We start from the raw sequence: 26,600 nt of genomic DNA, 5'->3' as shown, positions 1-26,600 counted from the left end.
GTGGGCACCTGAATCCTACAGCGAGGCCCACGATGAAACCTCCGAAGTTTGCGGGCGCCAGCACCTACGCTGGCGCCGCATTGGCTGGCCCCGGCCCCATGAGCTGCGGGCGCTGCAGGCGCTGCAAGGCGCCGGCGCACGCCCAGACCCCCACCCCGACCCTTCCGGAGGAAAACTGATGGACACACCCGCAAGCCGTGCCTGCGGCATTCATGCTGCACGCCTGAACCTGGCCGACTACGCTGCCAACTTCAGTGATGCGCACCCGCCGCTCACCAAACCCCAGGCCTTGATCGAGGCCGAGCGCTGCTACTACTGCCATGATGCGCCCTGCGCCACCGCCTGCCCCACGGGCATCGACATCCCTTCGTTCATCCACCGCATCGCACAGGAGAACAACCGGGGTGCTGCCCGCGCCATCCTGGAGGCGAACCCGCTGGGCGGCATGTGCGCGCGGGTGTGCCCCACCGAGGTGCTCTGCGAGCAGGCCTGCGTGCGCAACACCAACGAAGACAAGCCGGTGGAGATCGGCTCACTGCAGCGCTACGCCACCGACGCCTTCTTTGCCCAGCCCGGTGCACCGCTGTTCCAGCGCGCGGCCGCTACCGGTAAGCGTGTGGCCGTGGTGGGCGCCGGGCCTGCAGGCCTGGCCTGCGCGCATGGCCTGGCCGTGCGCGGCCATGACGTGGTGCTGTTCGAGGCGCGCCCCAAGCTGGGCGGCCTGAATGAATACGGCCTGGCCAGCTACAAGACCACCAACAACTTCGCGCAGAAGGAAGTGGAGTGGCTGCTGTCCATCGGCGGCATCGAGGTGCGCACCGGCCAGCAGCTGGGCCGTGACATCACGCTCGACAGCCTGCTGGGCGCGTACGACGCGGTGTTCCTGGGCCTGGGCCTGCAAGGCGTGAATGCGCTGGGCGTGGCCGAACCCACGGCCACCGGCCTGCGCAATGCGGTGGACTTCATCGCCGAGCTGCGCCAGAGCACCGATCTCTCGACCCTGCCCGTAGGCCGCGGCGTGGTGGTGATTGGTGGCGGCATGACGGCGGTGGATGCCGCCGTGCAGTCGCGCAAGCTGGGCGCCGAAGAGGTGACCATCGTCTACCGCCGCGGCGCAGAGGCCATGTCGGCGTCCGCTGTGGAGCAGCAGTGGGCGCAGACGAATGGTGTGGCCATCCGCCACTGGGCTGCACCGAAAGAGGTGCTGAGCGAAGGCGGTGTTGTCAAGGGCGTGCGTTTTGCCGCCACGGCGCTGAGTGGCGGCAAGTTGGTGGAAACCGGCGAGACCTTCTCGCTGGAGGCCGACATGGTGCTCAAGGCCATCGGCCAGACCTTTGTGGCCGAGCCGGTGGGTGCCTCCATCGCGCTGGAAGCCGGGCGCATTGTGACGGATCTGGAGGGCCGCACCAGCTTGGCGCGCGTCTGGGCCGGAGGCGACTGCCGCGTGGGTGGCCGCGACCTCACGGTGGAGGCGGTGGAGCACGGCAAGGTCGCTGCTGTCTCCATTCATCAAGCGCTGAGCGTGCCCGTGGCACTCGTGGCCTGACGTCGTCAACTGCAACTCACGGGAGCACCCCATGGCAGACATTCGCAGCAATTTTCTGGGCATTCAAAGCCCCAACCCCTTCTGGCTGGCCTCCGCACCGCCCACCGACAAAGAGATCAACGTCACCCGCGCTTTCGAAGCCGGCTGGGGTGGCGTGGTGTGGAAGACGCTGGGCGAAGACCCGGCGGTGGTCAACGTCAACGGGCCGCGCTACTCCACGCTGATGTCGCAAGACCGCCGCGTGATTGGCCTGAACAACATCGAGCTGATCACCGACCGGCCGCTCCACACCAACCTCGAAGAGATCAAGCGCGTCAAACGCAACTGGCCGGACCGCGCCATGATCGTCTCGCTCATGGTGCCCTGCGAGGAGCAGAGCTGGAAGGCCATCCTGCCGCTCGTGGAAGACACCGGCGCCGACGGCATTGAACTCAACTTCGGCTGCCCCCACGGCATGAGCGAGCGCGGCATGGGCGCGGCCGTGGGCCAGGTGCCCGAGTACATCCAGATGGTCACGGCCTGGTGCAAACACTACAGCAAGCTGCCCGTGATCGTGAAGCTCACGCCCAACATCACCGACGTGCGCCAGCCCGCACGCGCCGCCAAGGCGGGCGGGGCCGATGCCGTGTCGCTCATCAACACCATCAACTCCATCATGGGTGTGGACCTCGACCGCATGGTGATGAGTCCGAGCACCGACGGCTGGGGTTCGCACGGCGGCTACTGCGGACCGGCCGTCAAGCCCATTGCGCTCAACATGGTGGCCGAGATCGCACGCGACGCGCAGACCGCGGGCCTGCCCATCAGCGGCATTGGAGGCATCACCACCTGGCGCGATGCGGCCGAATACATTGCGCTCGGCTGTGGCACCGTGCAGGTGTGCACGGCCGCCATGGTCTACGGCTTCAAGATCGTGCAGGACATGTGCGATGGGCTGTCGAACTTCATGGACGAGCATGGCTACGCAACGATTGACGACTTCAAGGGCCAGGCCGTGCCCACGGTGAAGGACTGGAAGAACCTCAACCTCAACCACATCGAGAAAGCCGTCATCAACCAGGATGCCTGCATCCAGTGTGGCCGCTGCCATGTGGTGTGCGAAGACACCTCGCACCAGGCCATCACTTTCACCAAGGACGGCGGAGTGCGCAAGTTCGAGATCAACGAGGCCGAGTGCGTGGGCTGCAACCTCTGCGTGTCGATCTGCCCCGTGCCCGAGTGCATCACCATGCGCGCCCTGGAACCGGGCGAAGTCGATGTGCGCACGGGCAAGCAGGTCACCGGTGAATACGCCAACTGGACCACGCACCCCAACAATCCGCAGCGCGTGTCTGCAACGGCCTGATCCTGCACCCGATGCGTGCTTCCATTGCAGGCCATGCAAGACGTTCCGGATGCCCCCGTCGTGGTGCTGATTTGCAACGCATGCTGCACTGCATCTGGTGCAGTTCTTGCGTCCTCTCTAGCATCGCTCGCTTCCCTTTGCCCGCCATCTGCCAGCGTGAGGGCGCCGGACCAGACAGCGGGTTGTGTGCAACCCCAACGAAGTCTTTGACAGGAGTACAGGCATGACCAACAGTACCGGCAGCGCTGCCCACGTGGCGGGGCTAATGCCCGGCGGAGCCTCCAACACGCTCGCCAATGAAGATTTGCTCCCCACCACCGCCGCGCAGCGGCACTGGACCTGGAAAGACTTCGCCGCACTCTGGGTGGGCATGGTGGTGTGTGTGCCCACCTACACCATGGCCAGTTCCATGCTGGACCAAGGCTTCACCTGGCAGATGGCAGTGTGGCTCGTGTTCCTGGCCAACTGCATCGTGCTGATACCGATGGTGCTCATCGGCCGCGTCGGGCCCAAGTACGGCGTGCCGTTCCCGGTGCTCGCGCGTGCGTCGTTCGGCGTGAAGGGCGCCAACCTGCCGGCTGTGCTGCGCGGCCTGGTGGCGTGTGGCTGGTTCTCCATCAACTGCTACTTCGGCGCACTCGCGCTGCATGGCTTCTTGAACATCGTGGGCATGAACCTCGCGGGGCCCGCCCAGGGCGAGACCATCAGTACCTCGCAGTTCATGTGCTTCCTCGCGTTCTGGGCGGTTCACATCTACTTCATCTGGAAGGGGCCGGAGTCCATTCGGTTGCTGGAAGTGATTGCCGCGCCACTGATGATTGGTGCCTCGGTGCTGTTCGTGGTGGTTTTGATGATGAAGGTGCCGTCAGGCCAGCTCTTCAATCTGCCCGCCAAGGTGGTGGAAGGCGGTCCCAAGACCTGGGCGGCGCTGACGGGACTGGTGGGCTTCTGGGCCACGCTGGCACTCAACATCCCGGATTTCACGCGCTTCGCCAAGTCGCAAAAAGACCAGGTCATGGGCCAGGCCATCGGCCTGCCGCTGCCCATGGCGCTGTTCTCCATGGTGGGCGTCATCGGTTTCTCGGCGTCGGCCATCCTGTACGGCAAGGCGCAGTTGTTCCCTGATGGCCTGCTGACCCAGATGGGCAGCGTGGCCGCGGGCCTGGGCCTGCTGGTGATCCTTCTGGCCAACCTGACGACCAACGTGGCCGCCAACCTGGTGTCGCCTTCGTACGATTTCAGCCAGATCGCGCCTTCCAAGATCAGCTTCCGCATGGGCGGCGTCATCGCCGCGCTGATCGGGCTCGTGTTCATGCCCTGGAAGATCCTGGCCACATCGGGCGGCTACCTCTTCACCTGGCTGGGCGGCTACGGCACGCTGCTGGGCGCCATCGCGGGCATTTTGCTGGTGGACTATTACCTGGTGCGCAAGAGCGAGCTGAAGGTGGAAGACCTGTACCGCCGGGGTGGCGAGTACGAGTACAGCAATGGCTGGAACCTGCACGCGCTCATCGCCTTTGCACTGGGCGTGCTGCCTTGCTTGCCAGGCTATCTGGCGGTGTCGGGCGTGGTGGACAAGGCGGGCATGCCCGCCATCTGGCTCACGCTGTTCGATTCGGGCTGGTTCTTCAGCCTGGCCGTGGCCGGTACCTATTACTACCTGACCGCCAAGAAAAAATGACCTCTGGCCCTGCCTGGGCCTGGTGCCAGTGCAGGGCCCTTTTTTGATCTGTATCCCTGAAGGAGACCCCCATGACCCAAGCCCTTGTGATCCGCGGTGGAACCGTGGTCAACGCCGACCGTGAGCAGCGCGCCGATGTGCTGTGTGTCGATGGCCGCATCGTGGCCGTGGGGGAGGGGGCTGCGGCCCAGGCGCCTGCGGGGGCGCAGGTGCTCGACGCCAGCGGGCAATACGTGCTGCCCGGCGGCATCGACCCGCACACGCACATGCAGCTGCCGTTCATGGGCACGGTCACCATGGACGACTTCTTCACGGGCACGGCCGCAGGCTTGGCCGGTGGTACCACCAGCATCATCGACTTTGTGATCCCCGACCCGCAGGAACCCATCCTCGATGCCTACCGCAAATGGCGCGGCTGGGCCGAGAAGTCGGCGGCCGACTACAGCTTCCATGTCGCCATCACCTGGTGGAGCGAGCAGGTTCGCGCCGACATGGGCACGCTGGTGCAACAGGAGGGCGTGAACAGCTTCAAGCACTTCATGGCCTACAAGAACGCCATCATGTGCGACGACGAAACCCTGGTGAACAGCTTCAAGCGCGCGCTGGAGCTGGGCGCCATGCCCACGGTGCATGCCGAAAACGGCGAGCTGGTGTACCTGCTGCAGCAAGAGGTCGCCAAGATGGGCATCACCGGCCCCGAAGGCCACCCGCTGTCGCGCCCGCCCATGGTCGAGGCAGAGGCCGCCAACCGCGCCATCGCGATTGCCGACGTGCTGGGCGTGCCCATCTACGTGGTGCATGTGAGCTGCATGGAGTCGGCCGATGCCATCGCCCGCGCCCGTGCGCGTGGCCAGCGGGTGTATGGCGAGGTGCTGGCGGGGCACCTGCTGGTGGACGACAGCGTTTATCGCGACCCGGACTTTGTTGCCGCTGCCGCCCACGTGATGAGCCCGCCCTTCCGCCCCAAGGCTCACCAGGAGGCGCTGTGGCGCGGCCTGCAATCGGGCCAGCTGCACACCACCGCCACCGACCACTGCACCTTCTGCGCCGCGCAGAAGGCGGCAGGCAAGGACAACTTCGCCAAGATCCCCAACGGCACGGGCGGCGTGGAAGAGCGCATGGCCGCCATCTGGGATGCCGGCGTGAACACCGGCCGCCTCACGCCCTCCGAGTTCGTGGCCATCACCTCGGCCAACTGCGCCAAGCTGTTCAACATCTACCCGCGCAAGGGCTTCATCGGCGAGGGCGCCGACGCCGACCTGGTGCTGTGGGACCCTGAAGGCACCAAGACCTTCTCGGCCAAAACGCAGTTCAGCAAGGGCGACTTCAACATTTTTGAAGGCCGCGCTGTGCGCGGCATTCCCAGCCACACCGTGAGCCAGGGCCGCGTGGTGTTTGCCAATGGCGACCTGCGCGCAGAGCAGGGCAAGGGCCGGTACATCAAGCGCCCCGCGTTTGGCAGCAACTTCCAGGCCGTGCAAAAGCGCGCCCACGATCTGGCCCCCACTGCAGTCGCTCGTTGAAGAACGAACGCCATCACGGAGAACACCATGGACACCAAAGTGAAAACCGACATCGAGAACCTGCGCATCAACGGCGACCGCCTGTGGGCATCGCTGATGGAGTTGGCGCAGATCGGCGCCACGCCCAAGGGCGGCGTGTGCCGCCTCACGCTCACTGACCTGGACAAGCAGGGCCGCGACCTCGTCACCCGCTGGGCGCGCGAGGCCGGCATGACGGTCACCATCGACAAGATTGGAAACGGCTTCATGCGCCGCCCCGGGCGCAACAACAGCCTGCCGCCCATCATGACCGGCAGCCACATCGACACCCAACCCACCGGCGGCAAGTTCGACGGCAACTACGGCGTGCTGGCGGGCATCGAGGTGGTGCGCACGCTCAATGACCACGGCATCGAAACCGAGGCGCCGATCGAAGTGGCCTTCTGGACGAACGAAGAGGGCTCGCGCTTCGTGCCGGTGATGATGGGCTCGGGCGTGTTCGCCAAGGCCTTCACGCTGGAGCATGCCTACGCCGCCACTGACACCGAGGGCAAGACGGTGAAGGGCGAGCTGGAGCGCATCGGCTACATCGGCGAGCAGGAGCCGGGCGACCACCCCATCGGCGCCTACTTCGAAACCCATATCGAGCAGGGCCCGGTGCTGGAAGACAACGACAAGACCATCGGCGTGGTCAGCGGCGTGCTGGGCATCCGCTGGTTTGACTGCACCGTCACCGGCATGGAAGCCCACGCGGGCCCCACGCCCATGGCGCTGCGCAAGGACGCCCTGGTGGCCGCCACCCACATCATGCAGGACGTGGTGGCTGCCGCCCACCGCCATCCGCCGCATGGGCGCGGCACCGTGGGCATGGTGCAGGTCTTCCCCAACAGCCGCAACGTCATCCCCGGCCGGGTCAAGTTCAGCATCGACCTGCGCAACAGCACGGACGAACTCGTGGACCAGATGGCGGCCGAAGTGAAGGCGCGGGCCCACCAGGTGGCGCAGGAGCACGGCGTGCAGGTGCATATCGAGATGGTGTCCAGCTACCCGGCGCAGGTGTTCCATAGCGAATGCGTGGAGGCCGTGGCCCGCGCCACGGCCAAGCTGGGCTACAGCCACATGCCCGCCGTCTCGGGCGCGGGGCACGACGCCGTCTACATGGCCAAGCTCGCGCCCAGCGGCATGATCTTCATCCCCTGCAAGGACGGCATCAGCCACAACGAGATCGAAGACGCCAAGCCCGAGCACATCACGGCGGGCTGCAACGTGCTGCTGCACGCGATGCTGGAGCGTGCAGGCACCTGATCGAGCGCGGCCGCACGGGGCTGCGCGCCCTTCGATTTAGACCATCACGCCCACAGGACATGGTCCTCGTTGTATCTTCTGGTTACTTTTAATTCCGTATTCCGAGAAGAGGACAGGCCATGAAACTCAAAACCCGCATCCTGTGGCTGTGTGCCGCCACACTCCTGGGCCTGGTGGTGCTGTCGGCCGTGGCGCTGACTACGCTCTATCAGTCGATGATGAAAGAGCGCACGGCGCAGCTCTCCAACCTGGTGGTGCTGGCCCATGCCGCCGCGCAAAAGGCGCACGAGCAGGAAAAGAGCGGCGCCCTGTCGCGCGAAGATGCCATCAAGGAAGCGACCCGCGCCATTGGCAGTTTTGTGGACAAGGACAAATATTTCTTTGTCCGTGGGTTCACCAACGACGTGAACTATGTGCACCCCAACCCCAAACGCATCGGCATCGTCGATGAAAAGGGCGGCAAGGAAGCGGGCGTGCGTTACCGCGCAGCACTGCAAGGTGTGACGGTGGGCACGGTCACCGCGCCCGGCACGCGCCCCGGTGCCAAGGAGCCGGTGGACAAGCTCTACGCCATCATCAAGTTCGAGCCCTGGGACTGGATCATCGGTTTTGGCGACTATGTGGACGACATCGAAAACGCCTTCTGGCGCAACACCGCGATCCTGCTGTCCATCGGCGCGGCGCTGATGCTGGTGATTGCGTTGATGGCCTGGCAGATGCTGCGCACGCTGGTGCACCAGCTCGGCGGCGAGCCCCAGTACGCGGCCGATGTTGTGACGCAGATCGCTGAAGGCAACCTGGCCGTGGACGTGCAGACATTGCCCGGCGACACCACCAGCATCCTGCACGCCATCCGCGCCATGCGTGACAATCTTTCGCACCTGGTGACCCAGGTGCGCGACAGCACCGACTCCATCACCACGGCCTCGTCCGAAATTGCAGCGGGCAACGGCGACCTGTCGGCCCGCACCGAATCGCAGGCCAGCGCACTGCAGGAGACGGCGGCTTCGATGGAGCAGCTCACCTCCACCGTGCAGCAGAACGCCGCCAACGCCAAGCGTGCCGACGAGCTGGCGCGCGCTGCCTCCGACATGGCTGTGCGCGGGGGCGATGTGGTGCAGCAGGTGGTGGGCACCATGGGCTCCATCGACCAGTCCTCGCGCAAGATCGTGGACATCATTAGCGTCATCGACGGCATTGCGTTCCAGACGAACATCCTGGCGCTCAATGCAGCGGTGGAAGCTGCCCGCGCGGGCGAACAGGGCCGGGGGTTTGCCGTGGTGGCCAGCGAAGTGCGCAGCCTGGCACAGCGCAGCGCGGCCGCTGCCAAGGAGATCAAGGGCCTGATCGACGACTCCGTGGCCAAGGTGGGTGTGGGCACACAACTCGTGGAGCAGGCCGGCGCCACCATGAGCGAGGTGGTGGCGGGGGTGAAAAGCGTGACCACCATGGTGGCCGAGATCAGCGCTGCCAGCGGCGAGCAAAGCGCGGGCATTGCCCAGGTGAACCAGGCCATCTCGCAGATGGACCAAAGCACGCAACAGAACGCGGCGCTGGTCGAAGAAGCCCTGGCCGCGGCGCAGTCGCTCAGCCAGCAGGCCGTGACGCTGTCGCAGACGGTGGGGCAGTTCCGGGTGGCGTGAGTAAGTAAGCACCCCCTGAGTCGCTTCGCGCCTTCCCCCTCTCTGGCATTGCTGCGCAATGCGGAGGGGGACGCCCCCGGTGCGGCGGGGCGGCCCTTGCACGGGGGCACTGGTCTGGGCAGCGCCAGTTTTAGCCGCTAAGCCCGTTGCCGACCTTCACCTTGCTGCGCTGTTCGCTGGACTTCAATGCGCCTGTCAGCCCCAGGAAGTGGTCCAGCATGTGGAAGTGGTCTTCAAAGAATTCCTCTTCCATCGCCGCCAGCTGGTCGATGGGGGTCCACTGCACTTGCAGCGCGTCGTCGTCGGCCTGCACGGTGGGGAATGGTGCGTCGCCCAGATCAAAGTAATGCGCGTGGGTCAGAGTGCGTCCACGCTGGCTGCGGTCGGGGTGGTCGAACACCGCCACGCACTGCAGCGCGGCGCGCATGGTGGCCTCGGGCAGGTGGCAATGGGTTTCTTCCACCAGCTCGCGCAGGCATGACTGCCACACGGTTTCGCGCTGTTCGATGAAGCCGCCGGGCACGGCCAGTTGACCCTTGCCGGGGGCGTGGGCGCGGCGGATCAGCAGCACGTGGTCGCGGCAGCGCAGCACGGCGTCCACCGTCACGAATACCGGTGGATAGGGCGCGGCGGCCCAGGCCTGGCGGTAGCCGCGCAGCATCTGCCACTCCTGCTGCAGCGCCGGGTAGTGCGGGGTCTGCGCAAACTGAATCAGCGTGGCCAGGGTGCTGGCGGGCATCTGGTCGGCCAGGGGGGCGAGGGCGGACTGCACCGTGTCGGGGTTGGCGCCAAACCACGCGTCGCGGATGGCCGTGGCGTCGATCGGCCCCTGGCGCTCCACGTGGATCAGCTCCCAGCCGGGGAAGGCGCTCAGGTAGCCGCTGGTGGCGTCCTTGAAGTGGCCCACCAGCCCGATGCGCGCACCCGGCGTGGTCAAACGCGCCACGCCTGCGCGCACAGCCTGCACCCACACGGCCTCGTTGTAGTAGTCGCGCATGGGTAGCACGACCACGCGCCTGCGGTCGGCCTCGGGCAGCGCATTGCGCAGCATGGCCTCGCGCTCTTGCCAGGTGAAGGGGTTCTTGGGCGAGCGCGCCTGCCAGGCCGAGCCCACCACCACGATGACCTTCTGCGCGCTGTCGAGTGCACGCTGCAGCAGCGCAATGTGGCCGTTGTGCACGGGTTCAAAACGCCCGATGTAGATAGCGGTATCGACCATGTGTCTCCGTTACTGGGTTCGCATTTTTCAGTGTTTTTGGCCTCTGGCGCCTATCTATAAAGCGCTAGCAGCTATCTTTTTGGTAGTAATTTTACCGTGGAGCCGTTTCACACATACCGCGCTGCAATCGGCATCTGCCGCCCGCTGCCAAAGGCCCGGGCCCGCACGCGCACGATGGGCGGGGCCTGGCGGCGTTTGTATTCGTTGCGCGCCACCATCATGCGCACGCGCTGCACCAGGGCGCGGCCCGCGTCGTCGGTTTGCAGCTGGGCCACAAAATTCTGGGCCGCCGCGTGCTCCGCAGCAGAAAGGCGGTCGCCTTCGATGAGCAGCTTGAGCACTTCGTCGAGCACGGGGTAGGGCGGCAGGCTGTCCACATCGCGCTGGCCGGGTGCCAGTTCAGCAGACGGTTCCTTGTCGATGATGGCCTGCGGAATCAGCGCGCGCCCGGCGTGTTCGTTGACGTGGCGCGAGAGGGCAAATACCTCGGTCTTGTAGAGGTCGCCAATCAGGCCCAGCCCGCCGTTGGTGTCGCCATACAGCGTGCAATAGCCTACCGAGATCTCCGACTTGTTGCCGGTGGTGAGCAGCAGGTGGCCGAAGGCGTTGGAGTATTCCATCAGCACCGTGCCGCGAATGCGCGCCTGCAGATTTTCGAGTGGAAGGCCTTGCAGCGGCTTGCCAAAGCTGGTTTCAAACGGCTGCGCGTAGCCCGTTACCAATTCGGCAATCGGGTGCGTGAACAGCTGCACCCCCAGGTTGTGGCACAGCGCCACCGAGTCATCGACCGAGCCGCTGCTGGAGTAGCGCGAGGGCATGGTGATGCCCACCACGTTGTCCGCACCCAGCGCCTCCACAGCAAGCGCCAGCGTCAGCGCGCTGTCGATGCCGCCCGAGCTGCCCACCACCACTTGCGTGAAGCCGCAGCGCCGCGCGTAGTCGCGCAGGCCCAGAACGATCTGCTGGCGGTAGAAGTCCATGGTGGGCAGGCCCTGTGCGGGCACCGGGGCGGGGCGTGCGCCTTCCGCGCTCAGAAAATGCCCGTTGTCGAACTGGAGCGTGCGCACGTCTTCCACAAACCGCTGGGCTTCGAAGACGACGCCCGCCTCGGGCTCGGCCGCGAACGATGCCCCGTCGTACACCACCTGGTCGTGCCCGCCAATCTGGTTCACATACAGGATGGGCAGGCCGTGGCGGCGTGCGGCGTCGCCAAAGATCTGGTGGCGCTGCTCGCGTTTGCCCGTGTGGCTGGGGCTGGCGTTGATGCTCACCACCAGGTCGGGCGCGGCATCGCGCATGCGCTCGAAGGGGTTGGTGGCGTAGTCGGCGCCGTGGTCGTTCCAGCCGTCTTCGCAGATCAGCAGGCCCACCTGCGCGTTGCCCACACGCAGCACCTTGGCCACGTCCGGGCCGGGCTCGAAGTGGCGGCGCTCGTCAAAGATGTTGTACGTGGGCAGCAGCTGCTTGGTGTATTGCAGGCGCACAGCCCCGCCTTGCAGCACCAGCAGGCTGTTGTGCAGGCGCTTGCCGGGGCCGCGCGCGGGTGTGGGCGCGCCCACCACCCAGTGCAGTTGCGGCAGCTCGGCGGATGCCTGTTGCAACGCGGAGATGCCGGCCTCGATGCGTTGCTGAAAGCCGGTTTCCTCCAGCAGGTCGCCGGGGTAGTAGCCGCACAGCGACAGCTCGCTGAACACGACGAGGTTGGCCTGTTCGTGCGCCGCCTGCTGCGCGGCGGCCACCATGCGGGCTACGTTGCCTTCGATGTCACCGACGGTGAAGTTGAGTTGGGCAAGGGTGATGCGGAGCATGGTGTCAGTCCTTCACGTTGAACACCTGACGCAGGTAGGCCAGGTAGGTTTCATCGTCGCACAGCGTCTTGCCGGGCGTGTCCGACAGCTTGGCCACCGGTTGCCCGTTGGCGCGCACCAGTTTCATCACGATGTTCAGCGGCTTGTGGTCCGCGCCCATGTCGTTGGTGAGGTTCGTGCCGATGCCAAACCCGAGCTGCGTGCGGTCCCCAAAGTGGCGGTACAGCATCAGGGCGCGTTCCAGGTCGAGGCCATCGGAGAACACCAGCCGCTTGGTGTGCGCGTCGATGCGCAGGCGGGTGTAGTGCGCGAGGGCCTTTTCGCCCCAGGCCACCGGGTCGCCTGAGTCGTGCCGCAGGCCGTCGAACAGCTTGGCGAAGTACAGGTCGAAGTCGGCCAGAAAGGCGTCCATGCCCACGGTGTCGGTCAGCGCAATGCCCAGGTCGCCCCGGTACTCCTGCACCCAGTCTTCGAGCGCGGCCTTTTGGAAGTCGCGCAGCCGCACGCCCAGGGCCTGGTAGGTCTGCAGGTATTCGTGCGCCATGGTGCCGATGGGCACCAGGCCCAGGTCGCGCGCCAGCAGAACGTTGCTGGTGCCCTTGAACCACTGCGGTGTTTGTGTGGCAAAGGTCTGCACCACCTCGCGCTGCCAGGCCCCGCTGTAGCGGCGGCGCAGGCCAAAGTCGAACAGCTCGAACGGGTGGCGCAGCGTGGCCTGTTGCGCCAGTGCCTGCAGCTGCAACACCTTGGCGGCCAGCCGTGCGCGGCCGCTGGCGAGGGCCTGGGATGCGTCGAAACGGCGAAAGTACAGCTCGTTCACGATGGCCAGCACGAAGATCTCAAACCCCATCACATGCACCTGCGGGCCTTGCGCCACGATGTGCAGTTGCTCACCCTCGGCCCAGGCGCTGATGAAGCTGCGCTGGAACTGGAAGATGCGCAGAAAGTCCACGAAGTCGCTCTTGATGTAGCGCAGTCCGCCCACGTAGGCCAGCTCGCCCTGCGTGAAGCGCAGGGTACACAGGTGGTCCAGCGCGGCGTTCACCTCGGGCAGCAGCTCGGCCAGCGGGTAGGCCGGGGTGTTGCGGCACACAAAGCGATATTCGCTTTGGGTTTGTGGGTGGCGGTGCAGCAGCGCCTGCCACATCGTGAACTTGTAGAGGTCGGTGTCGAGCAGGCTGGTGATGACGGGGTTCATGATGTTGCTCCAAAATTTGTAGCTAATAGTGCTTTATGGATAAGCGCTAGAGCCTGATTTCATTCATATTGGCGAGCTGTGCACCGGCTGTGCGCATGGCGTCCAGAAACGCCCGGTGTTGCGCCTCGAAGCCGCCCACGGGGCTCATTCCATCGGTCAGCAGCACGATGCGGCTGGCTTGCCAGCCCGGCAACAGGCGGGGCAGGTGCTGCACGATGTGTTCGGTGGTCGAGCGCACGCAGTGGCTGCTGGCCTCGCCCGCAATCAGCAGCACATCGGCTTGGCCCAGCGACTGCAGCAGGGCGGTGTTCAGCGCGGTGCTTTCGTCGTCCGCGTCGGGCACCTCGGCCTCGATGGCGCTGTAGTGTTCCGTCCAGGGGTTGGTGCCCTTGAACACATTGCGCACCGCGCGCTGGCGCCGGAGCTGCCAGACCCCAAAGGCGGCCAGCACATCGGCGTGTATGCCATGGCCCCAGCTACCCACCTCGCAGTGCACGGGCCACACCATCAGCGTGTAGCGGCCCTGGGTTTCGAGTGCGTCCAGGTACTGCAGGGTGCGGGGCAGGGTGGCTGGGTTGCGCGGCGTGAAGTCGCCTGCGCGCACCTGGACAGCGGTGATGGGGGTGAAGGGTGCGACTTCGGCGCCCGTGCCGGTTTGCCAGAAGCCGGGGTGGGCAATGTCAAAACGCTGGTGCGAATCGAGCGTGACGGTGATGGTGTCCAACTGGTCGCCCTGGCTGCCGATGAACTGCGCCAGGCGCTGCATATCGGCATGGGCACCGGCCACGGGCAGGGCGGGTGATGAGGTGCGCTGGCCGGTCAGCACATCGGTGGGTTGCCAGGCTACAGGCAGGTCGCAGAAATCGTTTTGGGGGTCGATCACCAGAAGCTGGACGTTGCGGGCCATGGTCTTCTCCTTTGTTGGTGACGCCAGTGTAATCTTGTTAGTAAAAAAAATAAACTAACTAAGTTGCAAAAGCATGTTTCTGCTTTGGAAGAGATTGTTGATTGATATCCTGTTCGGTCATCCTTGTGACAAACTCAGCCCCATGACCGAAACCAGCATCCCCGCCGTGATCTGTACCGTGGACGTGGTCTTGCTCACCCTGCAGCGGGACGTGCTGCAGGTCGCGCTGCAGCGGCGCGAGCGGCCTCCGTTTGCGGGGGTGCTGGCGTTGCCGGGGGGCTATATCCACGCCCAGGAGGATGCCGATGCTCAGGCCAGTGCCGCCCGTGTGCTGCGCGAGAAAGCCGGTTTGCAAAGCCCCTATCTGGAGCAATTGGCCACGTTTTCCGGCCCAGTGCGCGACCCGCGTGGGTGGTCGCTGGCCGTGGCCTACTGCGCCCTTGTACCGCCCGAGTTGCTGGCATCGGCGCCCCTCACGCTGGTGCCGGTGGCCGAGCTGCCCGCGCTGCCGTTCGACCACCGCGCCATGGTCGACGCCGCCGTGGCCCGCGTGCGCAGCAAAAGCCAGTATTCGTCCATGCCCGTGCACCTGTGTGCCGAGCCGTTCACCCTGCCACAGCTGCAGTCCGTGTATGAAGCCGTGCTGGGCGAGCCCATCAACAAGGTGAGTTTTCGCCGCAAGATGGACGAGTTGGCCATGCTGGAGCCGGTGCCGGGAGCGCTGCAAGGCGGCGGCGCCCACCGGCCCGCGCAGCTGTACCGGGTGCGCCCGGCCTACCGGCGCAATCTTTCGTTGAGCGCGCGGGGCCTGTAGTGCTGCTAGCACAGCACACAAACTATTGGACCGTTGCCTCGAAATCTGGCACAAACGCAAACTTTGTGTCCCACGAATGATGGGTGCACGCCAGGCGGGCCGGGGTGGCCGCAGCTGCACCGCCAACAACAAGCCAGCCCGACGCTGGCGCCTGAGGGAAGTCCATGTCTTTGCGGCTCAAATTCAACCTGGTGCTGGCGGCGGTGCTGTTGGTGGCAGCGGCGGGTGCGGGGATCTACGTGCACCGCTTTTTGCAGCAGTCCGCCATCGAGGAGGTGCAGCACAACTCGCAGATCATGATGCACGCGGCCATGGCGATCCGGGACTACACCACCGAACTCGTCAAGCCGCACCTGGACGTGACGCTGGCCGAAAAATTCCTGCCGCAGACCGTGCCCGCCTACGCTGCGACCGAGACGCTGCGCCGCCTGCAAAGCCGCTTTCCGGGCTATGAATACAAGGAGGCGGTGCTCAACCCCACCAACCTGCGCGACCGCGCCAGCGAGTGGGAGGAGCGCATCATCAGCGACTTCCGCGAAGGCCGGGCCGATCTCAAGAAGGAGGCGACCGGTGAAGTGGGCGAGGGCATGCACCGCGCCATGTATGTGGCCCGCCCCATCACCATCAAGCAGGCCCAATGCATGGCCTGCCACAGCACACCGGCCGTGGCGCCGCCCACCATGCTCAAGGTCTATGGCGACAAGAACGGCTTTGGCTGGGGCATGAACGAGACGGTGGGCATCCAGGTGGTGAAGGTGCCGATGTACTTCCCGCTGGAGAAGGCGCGTCAGACCTTCAACACGGTGATGGCGGCGCTGGTGGGCAGCTTTGTGCTGCTGTTCGTCGGGCTCAACCTGTCGCTGTCGTCGCTGGTGATCGAGCCCATGGCGCGGCTCAACCGCAAGCTGGAAGACCTGGCCACCAAGGACTTCCTGACCGATCTGGTCAACCGCCGCCGCTTCTTTGAGAGGCTGGAGACCGAGATGGCCGACACCCGCATCAAGAAGGGCAGTCTGTCGGTGGTGATGTTCGACATCGACTTTTTCAAACGCATCAACGATACCTTTGGCCACGACTCGGGGGATGTGGTGCTCAAGAGCACGGCGCTGCGCGTGCGCGAGCTGCTGCGCTCGTCCGACTGCGCTGCGCGTTTCGGGGGCGAGGAGTTCATCATCCTGCTCAAGGAAACCCCGGTGGACGCCGCCATGGCCATGGCCGAGGCGGTGCGCGCGCGCATTGCAGGCGTGCCTTTCGACGCGGTGGGCCATGTCAGCGCCAGTTTTGGCGTGGCCACCTGGGACCACAAGGAAGACAGCCACGCCCTGATCAAGCGCGCGGACACGGCCTTGTACGTGGCCAAGTCCAGCGGCCGCAACTGCGTGGTGCAGGCCAAGGAAGCGGTGTGAAGGACGCAATCCCCAGCGTCGCTGCGCGCGGGGGGTGAGGATCAGGCCGGAGTCGCCTTGGCGTCCTCGTAATCTGCACGGTAGCTCGCCGCCAGCGCGGTTTTCTGCTTCTCCGTCAGCAGCTTTCCAGCCATCTGGAAGAAGCGGTGTTCCTCTTCCTTCAGGTGGTGCGCCACCTTTTCGGCCAGCTTCTTGGCCAGTGGCAACCAAGCGGGGCTCGATGGTTCGGTCTCTTCGAGTGATTCCACCAGTTCGTCGATCTGGTGGTGCTCTGAAATGGCGTGGCGCGACAGGTCAATGCCCGCGTCGTGTGCCATCAGTGGCACATAAAAATGGCGGTCCTCGGCCATGGCATGGGCCGCCAGCTCGGTCTTGAGTTCGTCAAACAGCTCGCGCCGCTCGGGGGTATCTCCGCTGGTGTCGGTGAGCGCGGTGTACAGCGCGCGCTGGCGCTCGTGGCTTTCGCGCAAGGCTTCAAAGATGTTGGTGGTGTCGGTCATGGTGGGGTGTGTGGGGATTTTTAGGCGCTTGCAAAGGTGCGGCGGATTACTTGAGCACCTTGCGCGCGGCACCCACGCCAATGGCTGCCAGCACGACAAACACCACGGCAATCACCAGGAACAGCACAAAAAGCACCTTGGCGATGCCCGCCGCGCCGGCGGCGACACCACTGAAACCCAGGGCTCCGGCCACGAGGGAGATCAGGGCAAAAATGATGGCGTACTTCAACATGGTGGTCGCTCCTTGCGGTGGATGTTCAGGCAGCGCGGGGCTGCGAAAGGGTGTGCAGGAACGATACCGGCGGGCCGTCGCCGCCGCCGTCAGTGTGGGCGGGCTGCGGGTGTAGGAGGGGGCCGCCCGCAGGGGCCGGCGTGGCGCGCCAAAAGAAAAGCCGCAACGCGGAGCGTTGCGGCTTGGGCCTGGTGACTGCACAGCTAATCTTTTGGTCTCCGCTCACATTGCTGCGCAATATGAGCTTCGCCCACGTACGGCAAGCCGCGCGAACCGCGCGGAGGGCTTACAGCCCTGCTGCTGCACGCAGTGCAGCAGCCTTGTCCGTACGTTCCCAGCTGAACTCGGGCTCTTCGCGGCCGAAGTGGCCGTAGGCCGCCGTCTTTTCGTAGATCGGGCGCAGCAGATCGAGCATCTGGATGATGCCCTTGGGGCGCAGGTCGAACTGTTCCTTCACCAGCGCGGCAATGCGCTCGTCGGAGATCACCCCCGTGCCTTCGGTGTACACGGTGATGTTCATCGGCTCGGCCACGCCGATGGCGTAGGCCACCTGGATCTGGCACTGGCGTGCCAGGCCAGCGGCCACGATGTTCTTGGCCACGTAGCGCGCGGCATAGGCGGCCGAGCGGTCCACCTTCGTTGGGTCCTTGCCGCTGAACGCACCGCCGCCGTGGGGGCAGGCGCCGCCGTAGGTGTCCACGATGATCTTGCGGCCGGTGAGGCCACAGTCGCCCTGGGGGCCGCCGATGACGAAGCGGCCGGTGGGGTTGATCAGGTAGCGCGTGTTCTGCAGCCATTCCTTGGGCAGCACGGGCTTGATGATCTCTTCGATGATGGCTTCGGTGAACGAAGCCTTCATCTTGGTTTGCGTTTCGCTCTGGTCGGGGTGGTGCTGGGTCGACAGCACCACGGTGTCGATGCTGTGGGGCTTGCCGTCCACATAGCGCATCGTCACTTGCGACTTGGCGTCAGGGCGCAGGAAGGGCAGGCGGCCGTCCTTGCGCAGCTGGGCCTGGCGCTCGACGAGGCGGTGCGCGTAATAGATGGGCGCGGGCATCAGCTCGGGCGTCTCGTCGCAGGCGTAGCCGAACATCAGGCCCTGGTCGCCGGCGCCGGTGTTCAGGTGGTCGTCGGACGCGTGGTCCACGCCCTGGGCGATGTCGTTGGACTGCTTGTCGTACGCCACGAGCACGGCGCAGCCCTTGTAGTCGATGCCGTAGTCGGTGTTGTCGTAGCCGATGCGCTTGATGGTGTCGCGTGCCACCTGGATGTAGTCCACGTGGGCGTTGGTGGTGATCTCGCCGGCCAGCACCACGAGGCCGGTGTTGGTCAGCGTTTCTGCGGCGACGCGGCTGCGGGGGTCTTGCTTGAAGATGGCATCGAGAATCGCGTCCGAGATCTGGTCGGCCACCTTGTCGGGGTGGCCTTCGGAGACGGATTCCGAGGTAAAGAGAAAGTCGTTCGCCATTTGAATAAACTCCTGTGTTCCGGCATTTGGGGCGTTGCCCTCACCCCGAAGGAGCTTTGGCGAACGCTTTAGCAGATTTTTTTAACGTCGCCCTGCAAGTTGCTCATTTAACTCAGCGACCCCGCTATTTTAATGCCAGTCGTCTTTCGATTCTTTTCCGTATTTCCGCTGTGGTTGCTGCACATCATGGGTGCGGCGATGGGCTGGGTGGCTTTTTGTGCGTCGCCCACGTACCGGCGCCGGTTCCTGGCCAACTCGACGTTGGCCGGTTATTCGTTCAGCGCCGTCCGTGCAGCCGTGGCCCATGCCGGCCGCATGGTGGCCGAGCTGCCGCGCCTGTGGCTGGGCGCACCGATGCCCTGTCGCATCGAAGGCGAGGCCTGTGTGGAGCAGGCCTACGCAGCCGGGCGCGGCATTCTGTACCTCACGCCGCACCAGGGTTGTTTCGAGTTGTCGGCACAGGCCGCCGCCCGGCGCTGGAGCGCCGAGCGCGGCCCCATCACCGTGCTGTACCGCCCCGCCCGTCAGGCCTGGCTGGCCAAGGTGATGGAGACCGCGCGCAACCGCCCCGGCATGCTGGCCGTGCCCACCACGCTGGCGGGTGTGCGGCAGATGATCAAGGCCCTGCGCCGGGGCGAGGCCGTCGGCCTGCTGCCGGACCAGGTCCCGCCGGATGGGCAGGGCCAATGGGCGCCGTTTTTTGGCCGCGATGCCTACACCATGACCCTGGCCGTGCGGCTGGCGCAGCAGACGGGTGCCGCCGTGGTGCTGGTGCGCTGCGAGCGCCTGCCCTGGGGACGGGGTTTTGTCACCCATTTCGAGCCGCTGGCGCAACCGCTGTCGGACCAGTTGGACGTTGCCGTTGTGCAGATCAACCAGGCCATGGAACACCTCATTCGCCAATGCCCCGAGCAATACCTTTGGGGCTACGCCCGCTACAAGCAGCCCCGTGCCGAGGCCGCGAACCCTGCAGGGGTGGCCGCATGATGGGGCGGCTGGGGGTGTGGTTCATGCGGGTGCTGGCGCGCCTGCCGCTGCCAGTGCTGCGCGGCATGGGCTGGCTGATCGGGCGCGTCCTGTTCGTGCTGGCCGGGCCGCGCCGCCGCGTGGCGCTGCGCAATCTGGCCTTGTGTTACCCCGAAGCCACCGAGCCCCAGCGCCGCGCCTGGGCGCAAGAGACTTTTGTCGTGTTCTGCCAATCCTGGCTGGACCGCAGCTGGCTGTGGTTTGCGCCACGGGATGTGGTGCTGGACCGGGTCAAGCTCACCGGCGCGTTGCAGGAGCTGGAGGGCGACACCCCCACCATCATCTTCGCGCCCCATTTCTACGGCATGGATGCAGGGGGCTCGGCGCTCACGCTGCACACGCCGCGCGCGTTCACCTCGATCTTCTCCACCCACCCCGACCCGGCCGTGGACGCGTGGTTCCGCGAGGGGCGCCAGCGCTTTGGCGATGTGCGCATGCTCAACCGCAACGACGGGGTCAAACCCATCATTGCCAACCTGCGCAAGGGAGGCCTACTGTACCTGTTGCCGGACATGGACTTTGGCCGCAACGACTCGCTTTTCGTGCCGTTCTACGGCGTGCAGGCCGCCACTGTGCCGTCGCTGTCGCGGTTTGCACGCCTGGGGCGGGCCAAGGTGATCGCCATGGTCACGCGCCTCACGCCCACGGGGTACTGCGCCGAGATCTCGCCCGTCTGGGCCGGTTACCCCACGGACGACGCCGAGGCCGATACCGCCTTGATGAACACGCGGCTGCAAAGCTACATCGACGTGTCGCCCGGCCAGTACTACTGGGTGCACAAGCGCTTCAAGACACGGCCCGAGGGCGAGCCGTCTTTTTACGCCTAAAAATTTGAATAAAATGGGCTACTGGCGCTTGCCCATCAAGCGCTGATAGCTATTGTTTTGATTGCAAAAAGCGCTGCAGCTCCATGGCCACGCGCTCGGGGTGCTCGTGCACGATCCAGTGCGAGGCCTTCTCCACCTGGCGCAATTGCAGCTGCGGCACCCAGCCCGGCAGGCCGTCGAGCAGGCCGGGCAGCAGCGCCGGGTCGTCCATGCCCCAGAGCACCAGCGTGGGCAGTGTCACCGTCAGCATCGATTCGGGCAGGGTGATGGCCCGGGCGCCCGGGTCATTCCCATCTTCTGTCTGTCGCGGCGGGCGCAGGGGGCTGGCGCGGTAGTAGTTGCAGGCGCCGGTCAGGCCCTGCTGCCAGACGGCGCGGTACTGGGCGCGCACGCTGTCGGTCAGCCACGCAGGGGCGCTGCCATCCGGGGCGTTGAAAAAAGCGAACAGGCGGCGGAAATCGTCTTCGGCCAGCAGTGCCTCGGCATCCGGCCTGCACAAAAAATGCATGTACTGGCTGCCCGCCTGCTGGGCGGGGTTGTGCTGCAGTTCGCGCAAGAAGGCGCCGGGATGCGGGGAGTTGACGATGGCCAGCCGTTTCATCAATTGCGGCTGCTGGTTGGCCAGGTTCCAGGCCACGGCGCCGCCCCAGTCGTGCGCCACCAGGCATTCCAGTGCGCCGCCAGGGCATTCGTGGGCAATCAGCGCCACCAGGTCCTGCACCAGGTGTTTGGCGCGGTAGGCGTCCACCTCGGCCGGGCTGCTGGAGGGGCCAAAACCGCGCAGATAGGGTGCCACGCAACGGTAGCCGCCGTTTTCCGGCCGGGAAAAATGCAGCAGCAACTCGTCCCAGATGAAGGCTCCCTCGGGGAAACCGTGCAAAAAAAGCAGCACCGGGCGGCCTGCCACGCCGCTTACGCGGCAGTGGAGGGTGGTTCCGTGGGGCAGGGGGGTAGAGAGGGTCTGGATCATGGCGCTATGCATTTAATAGCTAATAGCGCTTGATGGGTAAGCGCTAGGGCTTAATTTGACTGAATATCCTCAGAATCATCGAGCGGTGGGGGCTCATCCGTGGGGGCCGGGTCTGCATCGATCGGCCCTTGCGCCGGGTGCGCCCACTGCCACAGCAGCTGTGCCACCTCGTCCACGCCTTGTTTCTTGAGGGCCGAGAACATCATGACCTCTCCGCCGGCCGCGTTCAGTCGCGTAATCGACAGGATCTTGGCTTGCTCCGAGCGTGTGAGCTTGTCCGCCTTGGTCAGCACGATGAGGAATTTCAGGCCTTCTTCGACCCGTGGGCGCAGCACTTCAAGCAGGGCCTCGTCCAGCTCGGTCAACCCGAGCCGGGGGTCACACAGCAAGACGATGCCGGTGAGCCCGGGGCGGCTGACCAGGTAATTGACCATCACCTGCTGCCAGCGCACCTTGTCGGACCGCGACACCTTCGCGTAGCCGTAGCCCGGCAGATCAGCCAGGACCGCATCGGTCACGCCGTGCTTGCCCAGAGAGAAAAGGTTGATGTGCTGCGTGCGCCCAGGCCTTTTGGAGGCAAAGGCGAGCTGCTTTTGCTGCGTGAGCGTGTTGATGCAGGTGGATTTTCCCGCGTTGGAACGGCCCACAAAAGCAATCTCGGGCACGTGGATGGGTGGCAGGTGGTGCAGCTGCGCGGCCGTGGTCAGGAACCTGGCTGTGTGCATCCAGCCCATGGCGATCTTGGCGTCGGGAGCGGGCGGAAGGGAGCCAGCAACTGGCGCGGTAGAGGTGGTCGTCATGGGGAATTGGGCTACGAGGAAGCCTCATTGTAGAATCGCGAGGTTTTGCGCACATAAACACAGACCCTCGATATGAAGTTGCTCGCCTCTTTGCTGACGGCTGCCGCACTGGCAGCACCTGTTTTTTCGGCCTATGCGGCGGGCGATGCCCCCAAAGCGGCCAAGCCGGATCTCGTCAAGGGCGAGGCCAGCTACACCGCAGTGTGTGCCGCCTGCCACGGCGCCGATGGCAACTCGGCCATTGCGGCCAATCCCAAGCTGTCGCAGCAACACCCCGAATACCTGGTCAAGCAGCTGCAGGAATTCAAGTCCGGCAAGCGCAACAACGCCGTCATGAAGGGTTTTGCCACCGCGCTGTCGGATGACGACATGAAGAACATTGCGTACTGGGTGGCTTCCAAGTCTGCCAAACCCGGTTTCGCCAAGGACAAGGACCTTGTCTCCCTGGGCGAGCGCATTTACCGCGGCGGCATTGCCGACCGCCAGATCGCTGCCTGCGCTGGTTGCCACAGTCCCAACGGTGCGGGCATTCCCGCCCAGTACCCCCGCCTGTCGGGCCAGCACGCCGACTACACGGTGGCCCAGCTCAACACCTTCCGCGATGGCTCGCGTGCCAACAGCATCCAGATGACGCAAGTGGCCGCCAAGCTGAACGACAAGGAAATCAAGGCCGTGGCGGACTACATTGCCGGTCTGCGCTGATTGATTTGATTTTCGTCAATCTTGTAGTCCCTCTGGTCGGGCTGCACGGAACCTACCGCCAATAACAATCCCAAAAAGGGCGGGCCCATCGCACAGATGGTCCCGCCCTTTTCCTTTCCCTCTTTCGCGCGTCTTCGCCTCTCCTTCTTCCATCCATGTCCGACCTCACCCAAGGCCTTCGCATCCAGTCTGGCTCCCGGGCCTGGCGCGCCGGGATCGAGCTGCTGTCCTCCATGCGGTTCGCTATCTCGCTGCTGACGGTGATCTGTATTGCCTCGGTGATCGGCACGGTGCTCAAGCAGCACGAGCCTGCGGTCAACTACGTCAACCAGTTTGGCCCCTTCTGGGCCGAGTTGTTCGGCGCCATCCAGCTCAATGCGGTGTACAGCGCCTGGTGGTTCTTGATGATCCTGGCGTTTCTGGTGATCAGCACTTCGCTGTGCATCGCCCGCAACACCCCCAAGATCCTCATCGACCTCAAGGTCTACAAGGAGAACATCCGCGAACAAAGCCTCAAGGCGTTTCACCACAAGGCAGAGGCTGAACTCAGCGGCTCCGCAGAGGCCGAGGCGCGCCGCATCGGTACGCTGATGGCCGGCGGTGGCTGGAAGGTGCGCCTGCAGCAGCGCGATACGGCCGCAGGCCCCGGCACGGGCTGGATGGTGGCGGCCAAGGCGGGTGCTGCCAACAAGCTCGGCTACATCGCCGCGCACAGCGCCATCGTGCTGGTGTGTGTGGGCGGCCTGCTGGACGGCGACCTCATCGTGCGCGCACAGATGCTGCTGGGTGGCAAAACCCCCTACCAAGGCGGTGGGCTGATTGCCGACGTGAAGCCCGAGCACCGGCTGTCCGAACGCAACCCTACCTTCCGGGGCAACCTGCTGGTGGCTGAAGGCACGCAGTCGAGCACCGCCATCCTGAACCAGTCCGATGGCGTCCTGCTGCAGGACCTGCCGTTTGCCATCGAACTCAAGAAGTTCATCGTGGAGCATTACTCCACCGGCATGCCCAAGCTGTTCGCCAGCGAGATCGTCATCCATGACAAGGCCACGGGCGAGAAGATTCCGGCGCGTGTGGAGGTGAACCACCCGGCCAGTTACAAAGGCATCGAGATCTACCAGTCGAGCTTTGACGACGGTGGCTCGCACCTCAAGCTGCGTGGCGTGCCCATGGTGGCCGGAGCCAAGCCTATTGACGTGGAAGGGGTGGTGGGCAACTCCACCCAGCTGACCAACAACGGGGGCGCTCCGGGCAGCGGCACGCTGACGCTGGAATTCACGGCGTTGCGCACCATCAATGTCGAGAACTTCGGGGGCGCAGGCCCTGGCGGCAGCGGTGCGGATGTGCGCAAGGTGGACCTGCGCGAGTCGGTGGAGTCCCGCCTGGGCGCTGCCAACAAGACCGTCACCAAAAAAGAGCTGCGCAACGTGGGCCCCAGCGTGAGCTACAAGCTGCGGGACGCTGCGGGCCAGGCGCGCGAGTTTCACAACTACATGCTGCCCGTGGACACGGGCGACGGCGTGCCGGTGTTTCTGCTGGGTGTGCGCGAAACCCCTGCGGAGCCGTTCCGGTACCTGCGGGTGCCGGCCGATGACAAGGGCAGCATGGACGGTTTCATGCGCATGAAGGCGGTGTTGGCCGATCCCGAAGCGCGCGAACAGGCGGTGCGCCGCTATGTGGCACAGGCCATCGATGCCTCGCGCACCGACCTGGCCGAGCAGCTGCAGCAATCGGCGTCGCGGGCCTTGGCGCTGTTCGCGGGCCGGGGCATGGTGGATGGCAAACCGACCGGGGGTCTGCAGGCGGTGTCGGACTTTATGGAAGCCAATGTGCCCGAAGCCGAGCGCGCACGGGCGGGCGAGGTACTGGTGCGCATTCTGAACGGCACGCTGTTCGAGGTGGCGCAGCTTTCGCGCCAGCGTGCCGGCCTGCCGCCGCTGCCACAAGACGACCAGACCCAGGGTTTCATGACGCAGGCCGTTCTCTCTCTGTCCGACGCGCAGATCTACCCCGCGCCGCTGGCGTTTGAACTCAAGGACTTCACCCAGGTGCAGGCCAGCGTCTTCCAGGTGGCCCGAGCCCCTGGCAAGAATGTTGTCTATCTGGGTTGTGCCTTGCTGATCCTGGGCGTTTTTGCCATGCTCTACGTGCGCGAACGGCGGGTCTGGGTCTGGGTGGCGCCACAGGGTGGTCGCACCCACGCCACCATGGCCTTGTCCACCAATCGCAAGACCATGGACGGCGACCAGGAGTTTGTCCAGCTCGCACAGAAACTGATCGGGGCATCGCCCCGCGAAGGCACCGCATGAACACCGCGACTTCTTCCTCCACGGCCACCACAATCACCCTGAACGAGGGCTTTTTTGCCCGCCGCAACTGGTTCGACTGGCTGTTTGCCGCCATCGTGGCAGTAGGGGGCTTGTATGCCCTGCAGCGCTACGGCAGCTACATGGATGGGTACGAAAAAGGCATCCTGCTCGGGGCCATTCCATGCACGATCTGGCTGGGCTGGTTCTGGCGCCCGCTGCGCGCGTTGATGCTGATCGTGGCGGCCGTGGCCCTGTTGGCCATCGGCCTCTACCAGCAAGATGGTGCGGGCAGCCTGGCGCGAGCCGACACGGTGTTCGGCCTCAAGTACTTCCTGTCCAGCCAGTCCGCCATCCTGTGGATGAGCATGCTGTTCTTCATGAGCACCATCTTCTACTGGGTCGGCATGTTCTCGCGCGGAGAGGGCAAGACCATGAGCATGCTGGGCTCCCGCATTGCGTGGGTGGCTGTGGCCATGGCGCTCATCGGCACGCTGGTGCGCTGGTACGAGAGTTATCTCATCGGCCCGGACATCGGCCACATCCCGGTGAGCAACCTGTATGAAGTGTTCGTGCTGTTCTGCTGGATGACGGCGGCGTTCTACCTGTACTACGAACAGCAGTACGACACGCGGGCGCTGGGCGGCTTTGTGATGCTGGTGGTCAGTGCGGCGGTGGGCTTTCTGCTCTGGTACACCGTGGTGCGCGAGGCGCATGAGATCCAGCCCCTGGTGCCGGCCTTGAAGAGCTGGTGGATGAAGCTGCACGTGCCCGCCAACTTCATCGGCTACGGCACCTTTGCGCTGGCCGCCATGGTGGCCTTTGCGTACCTGATCAAGCAGCAGGCCACCGAAACCCGCTGGTACAAGCTGGCGCCGCTGTGGCTGCTGGGCGTGGTGCTGTGCTTCGAGCCCATCGTCTTCCGCCAGGGTGCCACCGAGAACGGCGGCAGCTACTGGATGGTGTACTTCGGCATCTCCGCACTGATCGTCGCGGGCATCTTGCTGGGCCGCAAACGCATCGCGGCGCGCCTGCCGTCGTTCGAGATCCTCGACGACGTGATGTACAAGTCCATCGCCGTGGGCTTTGCGTTCTTCACCATCGCCACCGTGCTGGGCGCCCTGTGGGCGGCCGAGGCGTGGGGCGGCTACTGGAGCTGGGACCCGAAGGAGACTTGGGCGCTGATCGTCTGGCTCAACTACGCCGCCTGGCTGCACATGCGCCTCATGAAGGGCCTGCGTGGCACCGTGTCCGCCTGGTGGGCGCTGGTGGGCCTGGCGGTGACCACGTTCGCGTTTCTGGGTGTGAACATGTTCCTGAGCGGCTTGCACAGCTACGGTACGCTGTGATGCAGTGATGGGGATGCCGGGCATAGAGGGCAGGGCAACAACTATT

At 65.1% G+C, this 26,600-nt stretch carries 22 protein-coding genes; 13 read left to right on the top strand and 9 right to left on the bottom strand.

The window, feature by feature from the left end; genetic code table 11:
* Nucleotides 1-178: 178 nt before the first annotated feature.
* The 6 genes from IB243_RS14225 (at nucleotide 179) to IB243_RS14200 (ending at nucleotide 9,022) form a co-directional block, all read left to right on the top strand.
* On the top strand, nucleotides 179-1,546 hold the full coding sequence (locus tag IB243_RS14225) for an NAD(P)-dependent oxidoreductase (protein WP_192427837.1): 1,368 nt from the start codon (nucleotides 179-181) through the stop codon (nucleotides 1,544-1,546).
* A gap of 31 nt (nucleotides 1,547-1,577) precedes the next feature.
* Nucleotides 1,578-2,891: an NAD-dependent dihydropyrimidine dehydrogenase subunit PreA gene (gene preA, locus IB243_RS14220; protein ID WP_010462186.1), complete on the top strand. Its 1,314-nt coding sequence runs from the start codon at nucleotides 1,578-1,580 to the stop codon at nucleotides 2,889-2,891.
* 223 nt (nucleotides 2,892-3,114) lie between these two features.
* Entirely contained in the window at nucleotides 3,115-4,572 is a 1,458-nt protein-coding gene (locus tag IB243_RS14215; protein ID WP_192427835.1) for an NCS1 family nucleobase:cation symporter-1, read from the top strand.
* A gap of 71 nt (nucleotides 4,573-4,643) precedes the next feature.
* Nucleotides 4,644-6,095 (top strand): dihydropyrimidinase, encoded by a 1,452-nt coding sequence (gene hydA / locus IB243_RS14210; protein ID WP_192427833.1) that lies wholly within the window; start codon nucleotides 4,644-4,646, stop codon nucleotides 6,093-6,095.
* Nucleotides 6,096-6,122: 27 nt separating this feature from the next.
* Nucleotides 6,123-7,379 carry a Zn-dependent hydrolase gene (locus IB243_RS14205; RefSeq protein WP_192427831.1) on the top strand — a complete coding sequence of 419 codons (1,257 nt, stop codon included), beginning with the start codon at nucleotides 6,123-6,125 and terminating at the stop codon, nucleotides 7,377-7,379.
* 119 nt (nucleotides 7,380-7,498) lie between these two features.
* Nucleotides 7,499-9,022, top strand: coding sequence for a methyl-accepting chemotaxis protein (locus IB243_RS14200; RefSeq protein ID WP_192427829.1), 1,524 nt, complete (start codon nucleotides 7,499-7,501; stop codon nucleotides 9,020-9,022).
* Nucleotides 9,023-9,152: 130 nt separating this feature from the next.
* On the opposite strand, the gene IB243_RS14195 is transcribed toward IB243_RS14200, so the two are convergent.
* The 4 genes from IB243_RS14195 to IB243_RS14180 form a co-directional block, all read right to left on the bottom strand.
* Nucleotides 9,153-10,241 carry a bifunctional nicotinamide-nucleotide adenylyltransferase/Nudix hydroxylase gene (locus IB243_RS14195; RefSeq protein ID WP_192427827.1) on the bottom strand — a complete coding sequence of 363 codons (1,089 nt, stop codon included), beginning with the start codon at nucleotides 10,239-10,241 and terminating at the stop codon, nucleotides 9,153-9,155.
* Nucleotides 10,242-10,348: 107 nt separating this feature from the next.
* Complete coding sequence (locus IB243_RS14190) at nucleotides 10,349-12,049, bottom strand: NAD+ synthase (protein ID WP_192427825.1); 1,701 nt, start codon at nucleotides 12,047-12,049, stop codon at nucleotides 10,349-10,351.
* Nucleotides 12,050-12,053: 4 nt separating this feature from the next.
* Nucleotides 12,054-13,247: a nicotinate phosphoribosyltransferase gene (pncB, locus tag IB243_RS14185; protein WP_192427823.1), complete on the bottom strand. Its 1,194-nt coding sequence runs from the start codon at nucleotides 13,245-13,247 to the stop codon at nucleotides 12,054-12,056.
* A gap of 46 nt (nucleotides 13,248-13,293) precedes the next feature.
* Complete coding sequence (locus tag IB243_RS14180) at nucleotides 13,294-14,154, bottom strand: cysteine hydrolase (protein ID WP_192427821.1); 861 nt, start codon at nucleotides 14,152-14,154, stop codon at nucleotides 13,294-13,296.
* A gap of 142 nt (nucleotides 14,155-14,296) precedes the next feature.
* Here IB243_RS14180 and IB243_RS14175 point away from each other — a divergent pair, with 142 nt between their 5' ends.
* Nucleotides 14,297-14,968: an NUDIX domain-containing protein gene (locus tag IB243_RS14175; protein WP_192427819.1), complete on the top strand. Its 672-nt coding sequence runs from the start codon at nucleotides 14,297-14,299 to the stop codon at nucleotides 14,966-14,968.
* Nucleotides 14,969-15,132: 164 nt separating this feature from the next.
* Complete coding sequence (locus tag IB243_RS14170; protein ID WP_010462166.1) at nucleotides 15,133-16,374, top strand: diguanylate cyclase; 1,242 nt, start codon at nucleotides 15,133-15,135, stop codon at nucleotides 16,372-16,374.
* A 41-nt stretch (nucleotides 16,375-16,415) separates the two neighbouring features.
* Here IB243_RS14170 and IB243_RS14165 read toward each other — a convergent pair whose 3' ends face one another.
* The 3 genes from IB243_RS14165 to metK form a co-directional block, all read right to left on the bottom strand.
* On the bottom strand, nucleotides 16,416-16,874 hold the full coding sequence (locus IB243_RS14165; protein WP_192427817.1) for a hemerythrin domain-containing protein: 459 nt from the start codon (nucleotides 16,872-16,874) through the stop codon (nucleotides 16,416-16,418).
* Nucleotides 16,875-16,920: 46 nt separating this feature from the next.
* On the bottom strand, nucleotides 16,921-17,106 hold the full coding sequence (locus IB243_RS14160) for a DUF1328 domain-containing protein (protein ID WP_010462162.1): 186 nt from the start codon (nucleotides 17,104-17,106) through the stop codon (nucleotides 16,921-16,923).
* A 286-nt stretch (nucleotides 17,107-17,392) separates the two neighbouring features.
* On the bottom strand, nucleotides 17,393-18,574 hold the full coding sequence (gene metK / locus IB243_RS14155) for a methionine adenosyltransferase (RefSeq protein WP_192427815.1): 1,182 nt from the start codon (nucleotides 18,572-18,574) through the stop codon (nucleotides 17,393-17,395).
* 132 nt (nucleotides 18,575-18,706) lie between these two features.
* On the opposite strand from metK, the gene IB243_RS14150 reads away from it, so the two are divergent.
* Nucleotides 18,707-19,561 (top strand): lysophospholipid acyltransferase family protein, encoded by an 855-nt coding sequence (locus IB243_RS14150; RefSeq protein WP_057228961.1) that lies wholly within the window; start codon nucleotides 18,707-18,709, stop codon nucleotides 19,559-19,561.
* Complete coding sequence (locus tag IB243_RS14145) at nucleotides 19,558-20,427, top strand: lysophospholipid acyltransferase family protein (protein ID WP_010462157.1); 870 nt, start codon at nucleotides 19,558-19,560, stop codon at nucleotides 20,425-20,427. Before IB243_RS14150 ends, IB243_RS14145 begins: the two co-directional genes overlap by 4 nt.
* A 49-nt stretch (nucleotides 20,428-20,476) precedes the next feature.
* On the opposite strand, the gene IB243_RS14140 is transcribed toward IB243_RS14145, so the two are convergent.
* Together IB243_RS14140 and yihA are read right to left on the bottom strand one after the other, a co-directional pair.
* Entirely contained in the window at nucleotides 20,477-21,397 is a 921-nt protein-coding gene (locus tag IB243_RS14140; protein ID WP_192427813.1) for an alpha/beta fold hydrolase, read from the bottom strand.
* 50 nt (nucleotides 21,398-21,447) lie between these two features.
* Entirely contained in the window at nucleotides 21,448-22,197 is a 750-nt protein-coding gene (yihA, locus tag IB243_RS14135) for a ribosome biogenesis GTP-binding protein YihA/YsxC (RefSeq protein ID WP_082606973.1), read from the bottom strand.
* A 72-nt stretch (nucleotides 22,198-22,269) separates the two neighbouring features.
* Between yihA and IB243_RS14130 the strand changes: the two genes are divergently transcribed.
* The 3 genes from IB243_RS14130 (at nucleotide 22,270) to ccsB (ending at nucleotide 26,554) form a co-directional block, all read left to right on the top strand.
* Nucleotides 22,270-22,899, top strand: a complete 630-nt coding sequence (locus tag IB243_RS14130) for a cytochrome c (RefSeq protein WP_010462150.1) — start codon at nucleotides 22,270-22,272, stop codon at nucleotides 22,897-22,899.
* Nucleotides 22,900-23,054: 155 nt separating this feature from the next.
* Complete coding sequence (locus tag IB243_RS14125) at nucleotides 23,055-25,208, top strand: cytochrome c biogenesis protein ResB (RefSeq protein WP_192427811.1); 2,154 nt, start codon at nucleotides 23,055-23,057, stop codon at nucleotides 25,206-25,208.
* Complete coding sequence (ccsB, locus tag IB243_RS14120; protein WP_192427809.1) at nucleotides 25,205-26,554, top strand: c-type cytochrome biogenesis protein CcsB; 1,350 nt, start codon at nucleotides 25,205-25,207, stop codon at nucleotides 26,552-26,554. Before IB243_RS14125 ends, ccsB begins: the two co-directional genes overlap by 4 nt.
* The last annotated feature ends 46 nt before the right edge of the window (nucleotides 26,555-26,600 follow it).

Origin of the sequence: Acidovorax sp. ACV01 (assembly GCF_014851495.1) — a bacterium.
GTDB lineage: Bacteria > Pseudomonadota > Gammaproteobacteria > Burkholderiales > Burkholderiaceae_C > Acidovorax > Acidovorax radicis.
Note: the sequence above shows the minus strand (reverse complement) of the source record. Positions and strands in the feature narration are given on the sequence as shown.

Coding starts and splice junctions, on each gene's coding strand:
- IB243_RS14215 (WP_192427835.1), top strand. CDS start 3,115: ATGACCAACAGTACCGGCAGCGCTGCCCACGTGGCGGGGCTAATGCCC.
- ccsB (WP_192427809.1), top strand. CDS start 25,205: ATGAACACCGCGACTTCTTCCTCCACGGCCACCACAATCACCCTGAAC.
- IB243_RS14200 (WP_192427829.1), top strand. CDS start 7,499: ATGAAACTCAAAACCCGCATCCTGTGGCTGTGTGCCGCCACACTCCTG.
- IB243_RS14205 (WP_192427831.1), top strand. CDS start 6,123: ATGGACACCAAAGTGAAAACCGACATCGAGAACCTGCGCATCAACGGC.
- IB243_RS14170 (WP_010462166.1), top strand. CDS start 15,133: ATGTCTTTGCGGCTCAAATTCAACCTGGTGCTGGCGGCGGTGCTGTTG.
- IB243_RS14195 (WP_192427827.1), bottom strand. CDS start 10,241: ATGGTCGATACCGCTATCTACATCGGGCGTTTTGAACCCGTGCACAAC.
- IB243_RS14145 (WP_010462157.1), top strand. CDS start 19,558: ATGATGGGGCGGCTGGGGGTGTGGTTCATGCGGGTGCTGGCGCGCCTG.
- IB243_RS14125 (WP_192427811.1), top strand. CDS start 23,055: ATGTCCGACCTCACCCAAGGCCTTCGCATCCAGTCTGGCTCCCGGGCC.
- IB243_RS14175 (WP_192427819.1), top strand. CDS start 14,297: ATGACCGAAACCAGCATCCCCGCCGTGATCTGTACCGTGGACGTGGTC.
- IB243_RS14130 (WP_010462150.1), top strand. CDS start 22,270: ATGAAGTTGCTCGCCTCTTTGCTGACGGCTGCCGCACTGGCAGCACCT.
- IB243_RS14180 (WP_192427821.1), bottom strand. CDS start 14,154: ATGGCCCGCAACGTCCAGCTTCTGGTGATCGACCCCCAAAACGATTTC.
- pncB (WP_192427823.1), bottom strand. CDS start 13,247: ATGAACCCCGTCATCACCAGCCTGCTCGACACCGACCTCTACAAGTTC.
- IB243_RS14225 (WP_192427837.1), top strand. CDS start 179: ATGGACACACCCGCAAGCCGTGCCTGCGGCATTCATGCTGCACGCCTG.
- IB243_RS14165 (WP_192427817.1), bottom strand. CDS start 16,874: ATGACCGACACCACCAACATCTTTGAAGCCTTGCGCGAAAGCCACGAG.
- preA (WP_010462186.1), top strand. CDS start 1,578: ATGGCAGACATTCGCAGCAATTTTCTGGGCATTCAAAGCCCCAACCCC.
- hydA (WP_192427833.1), top strand. CDS start 4,644: ATGACCCAAGCCCTTGTGATCCGCGGTGGAACCGTGGTCAACGCCGAC.
- IB243_RS14160 (WP_010462162.1), bottom strand. CDS start 17,106: ATGTTGAAGTACGCCATCATTTTTGCCCTGATCTCCCTCGTGGCCGGA.
- IB243_RS14190 (WP_192427825.1), bottom strand. CDS start 12,049: ATGCTCCGCATCACCCTTGCCCAACTCAACTTCACCGTCGGTGACATC.
- IB243_RS14150 (WP_057228961.1), top strand. CDS start 18,707: ATGCCAGTCGTCTTTCGATTCTTTTCCGTATTTCCGCTGTGGTTGCTG.
- yihA (WP_082606973.1), bottom strand. CDS start 22,197: ATGACGACCACCTCTACCGCGCCAGTTGCTGGCTCCCTTCCGCCCGCT.
- IB243_RS14140 (WP_192427813.1), bottom strand. CDS start 21,397: ATGATCCAGACCCTCTCTACCCCCCTGCCCCACGGAACCACCCTCCAC.
- metK (WP_192427815.1), bottom strand. CDS start 18,574: ATGGCGAACGACTTTCTCTTTACCTCGGAATCCGTCTCCGAAGGCCAC.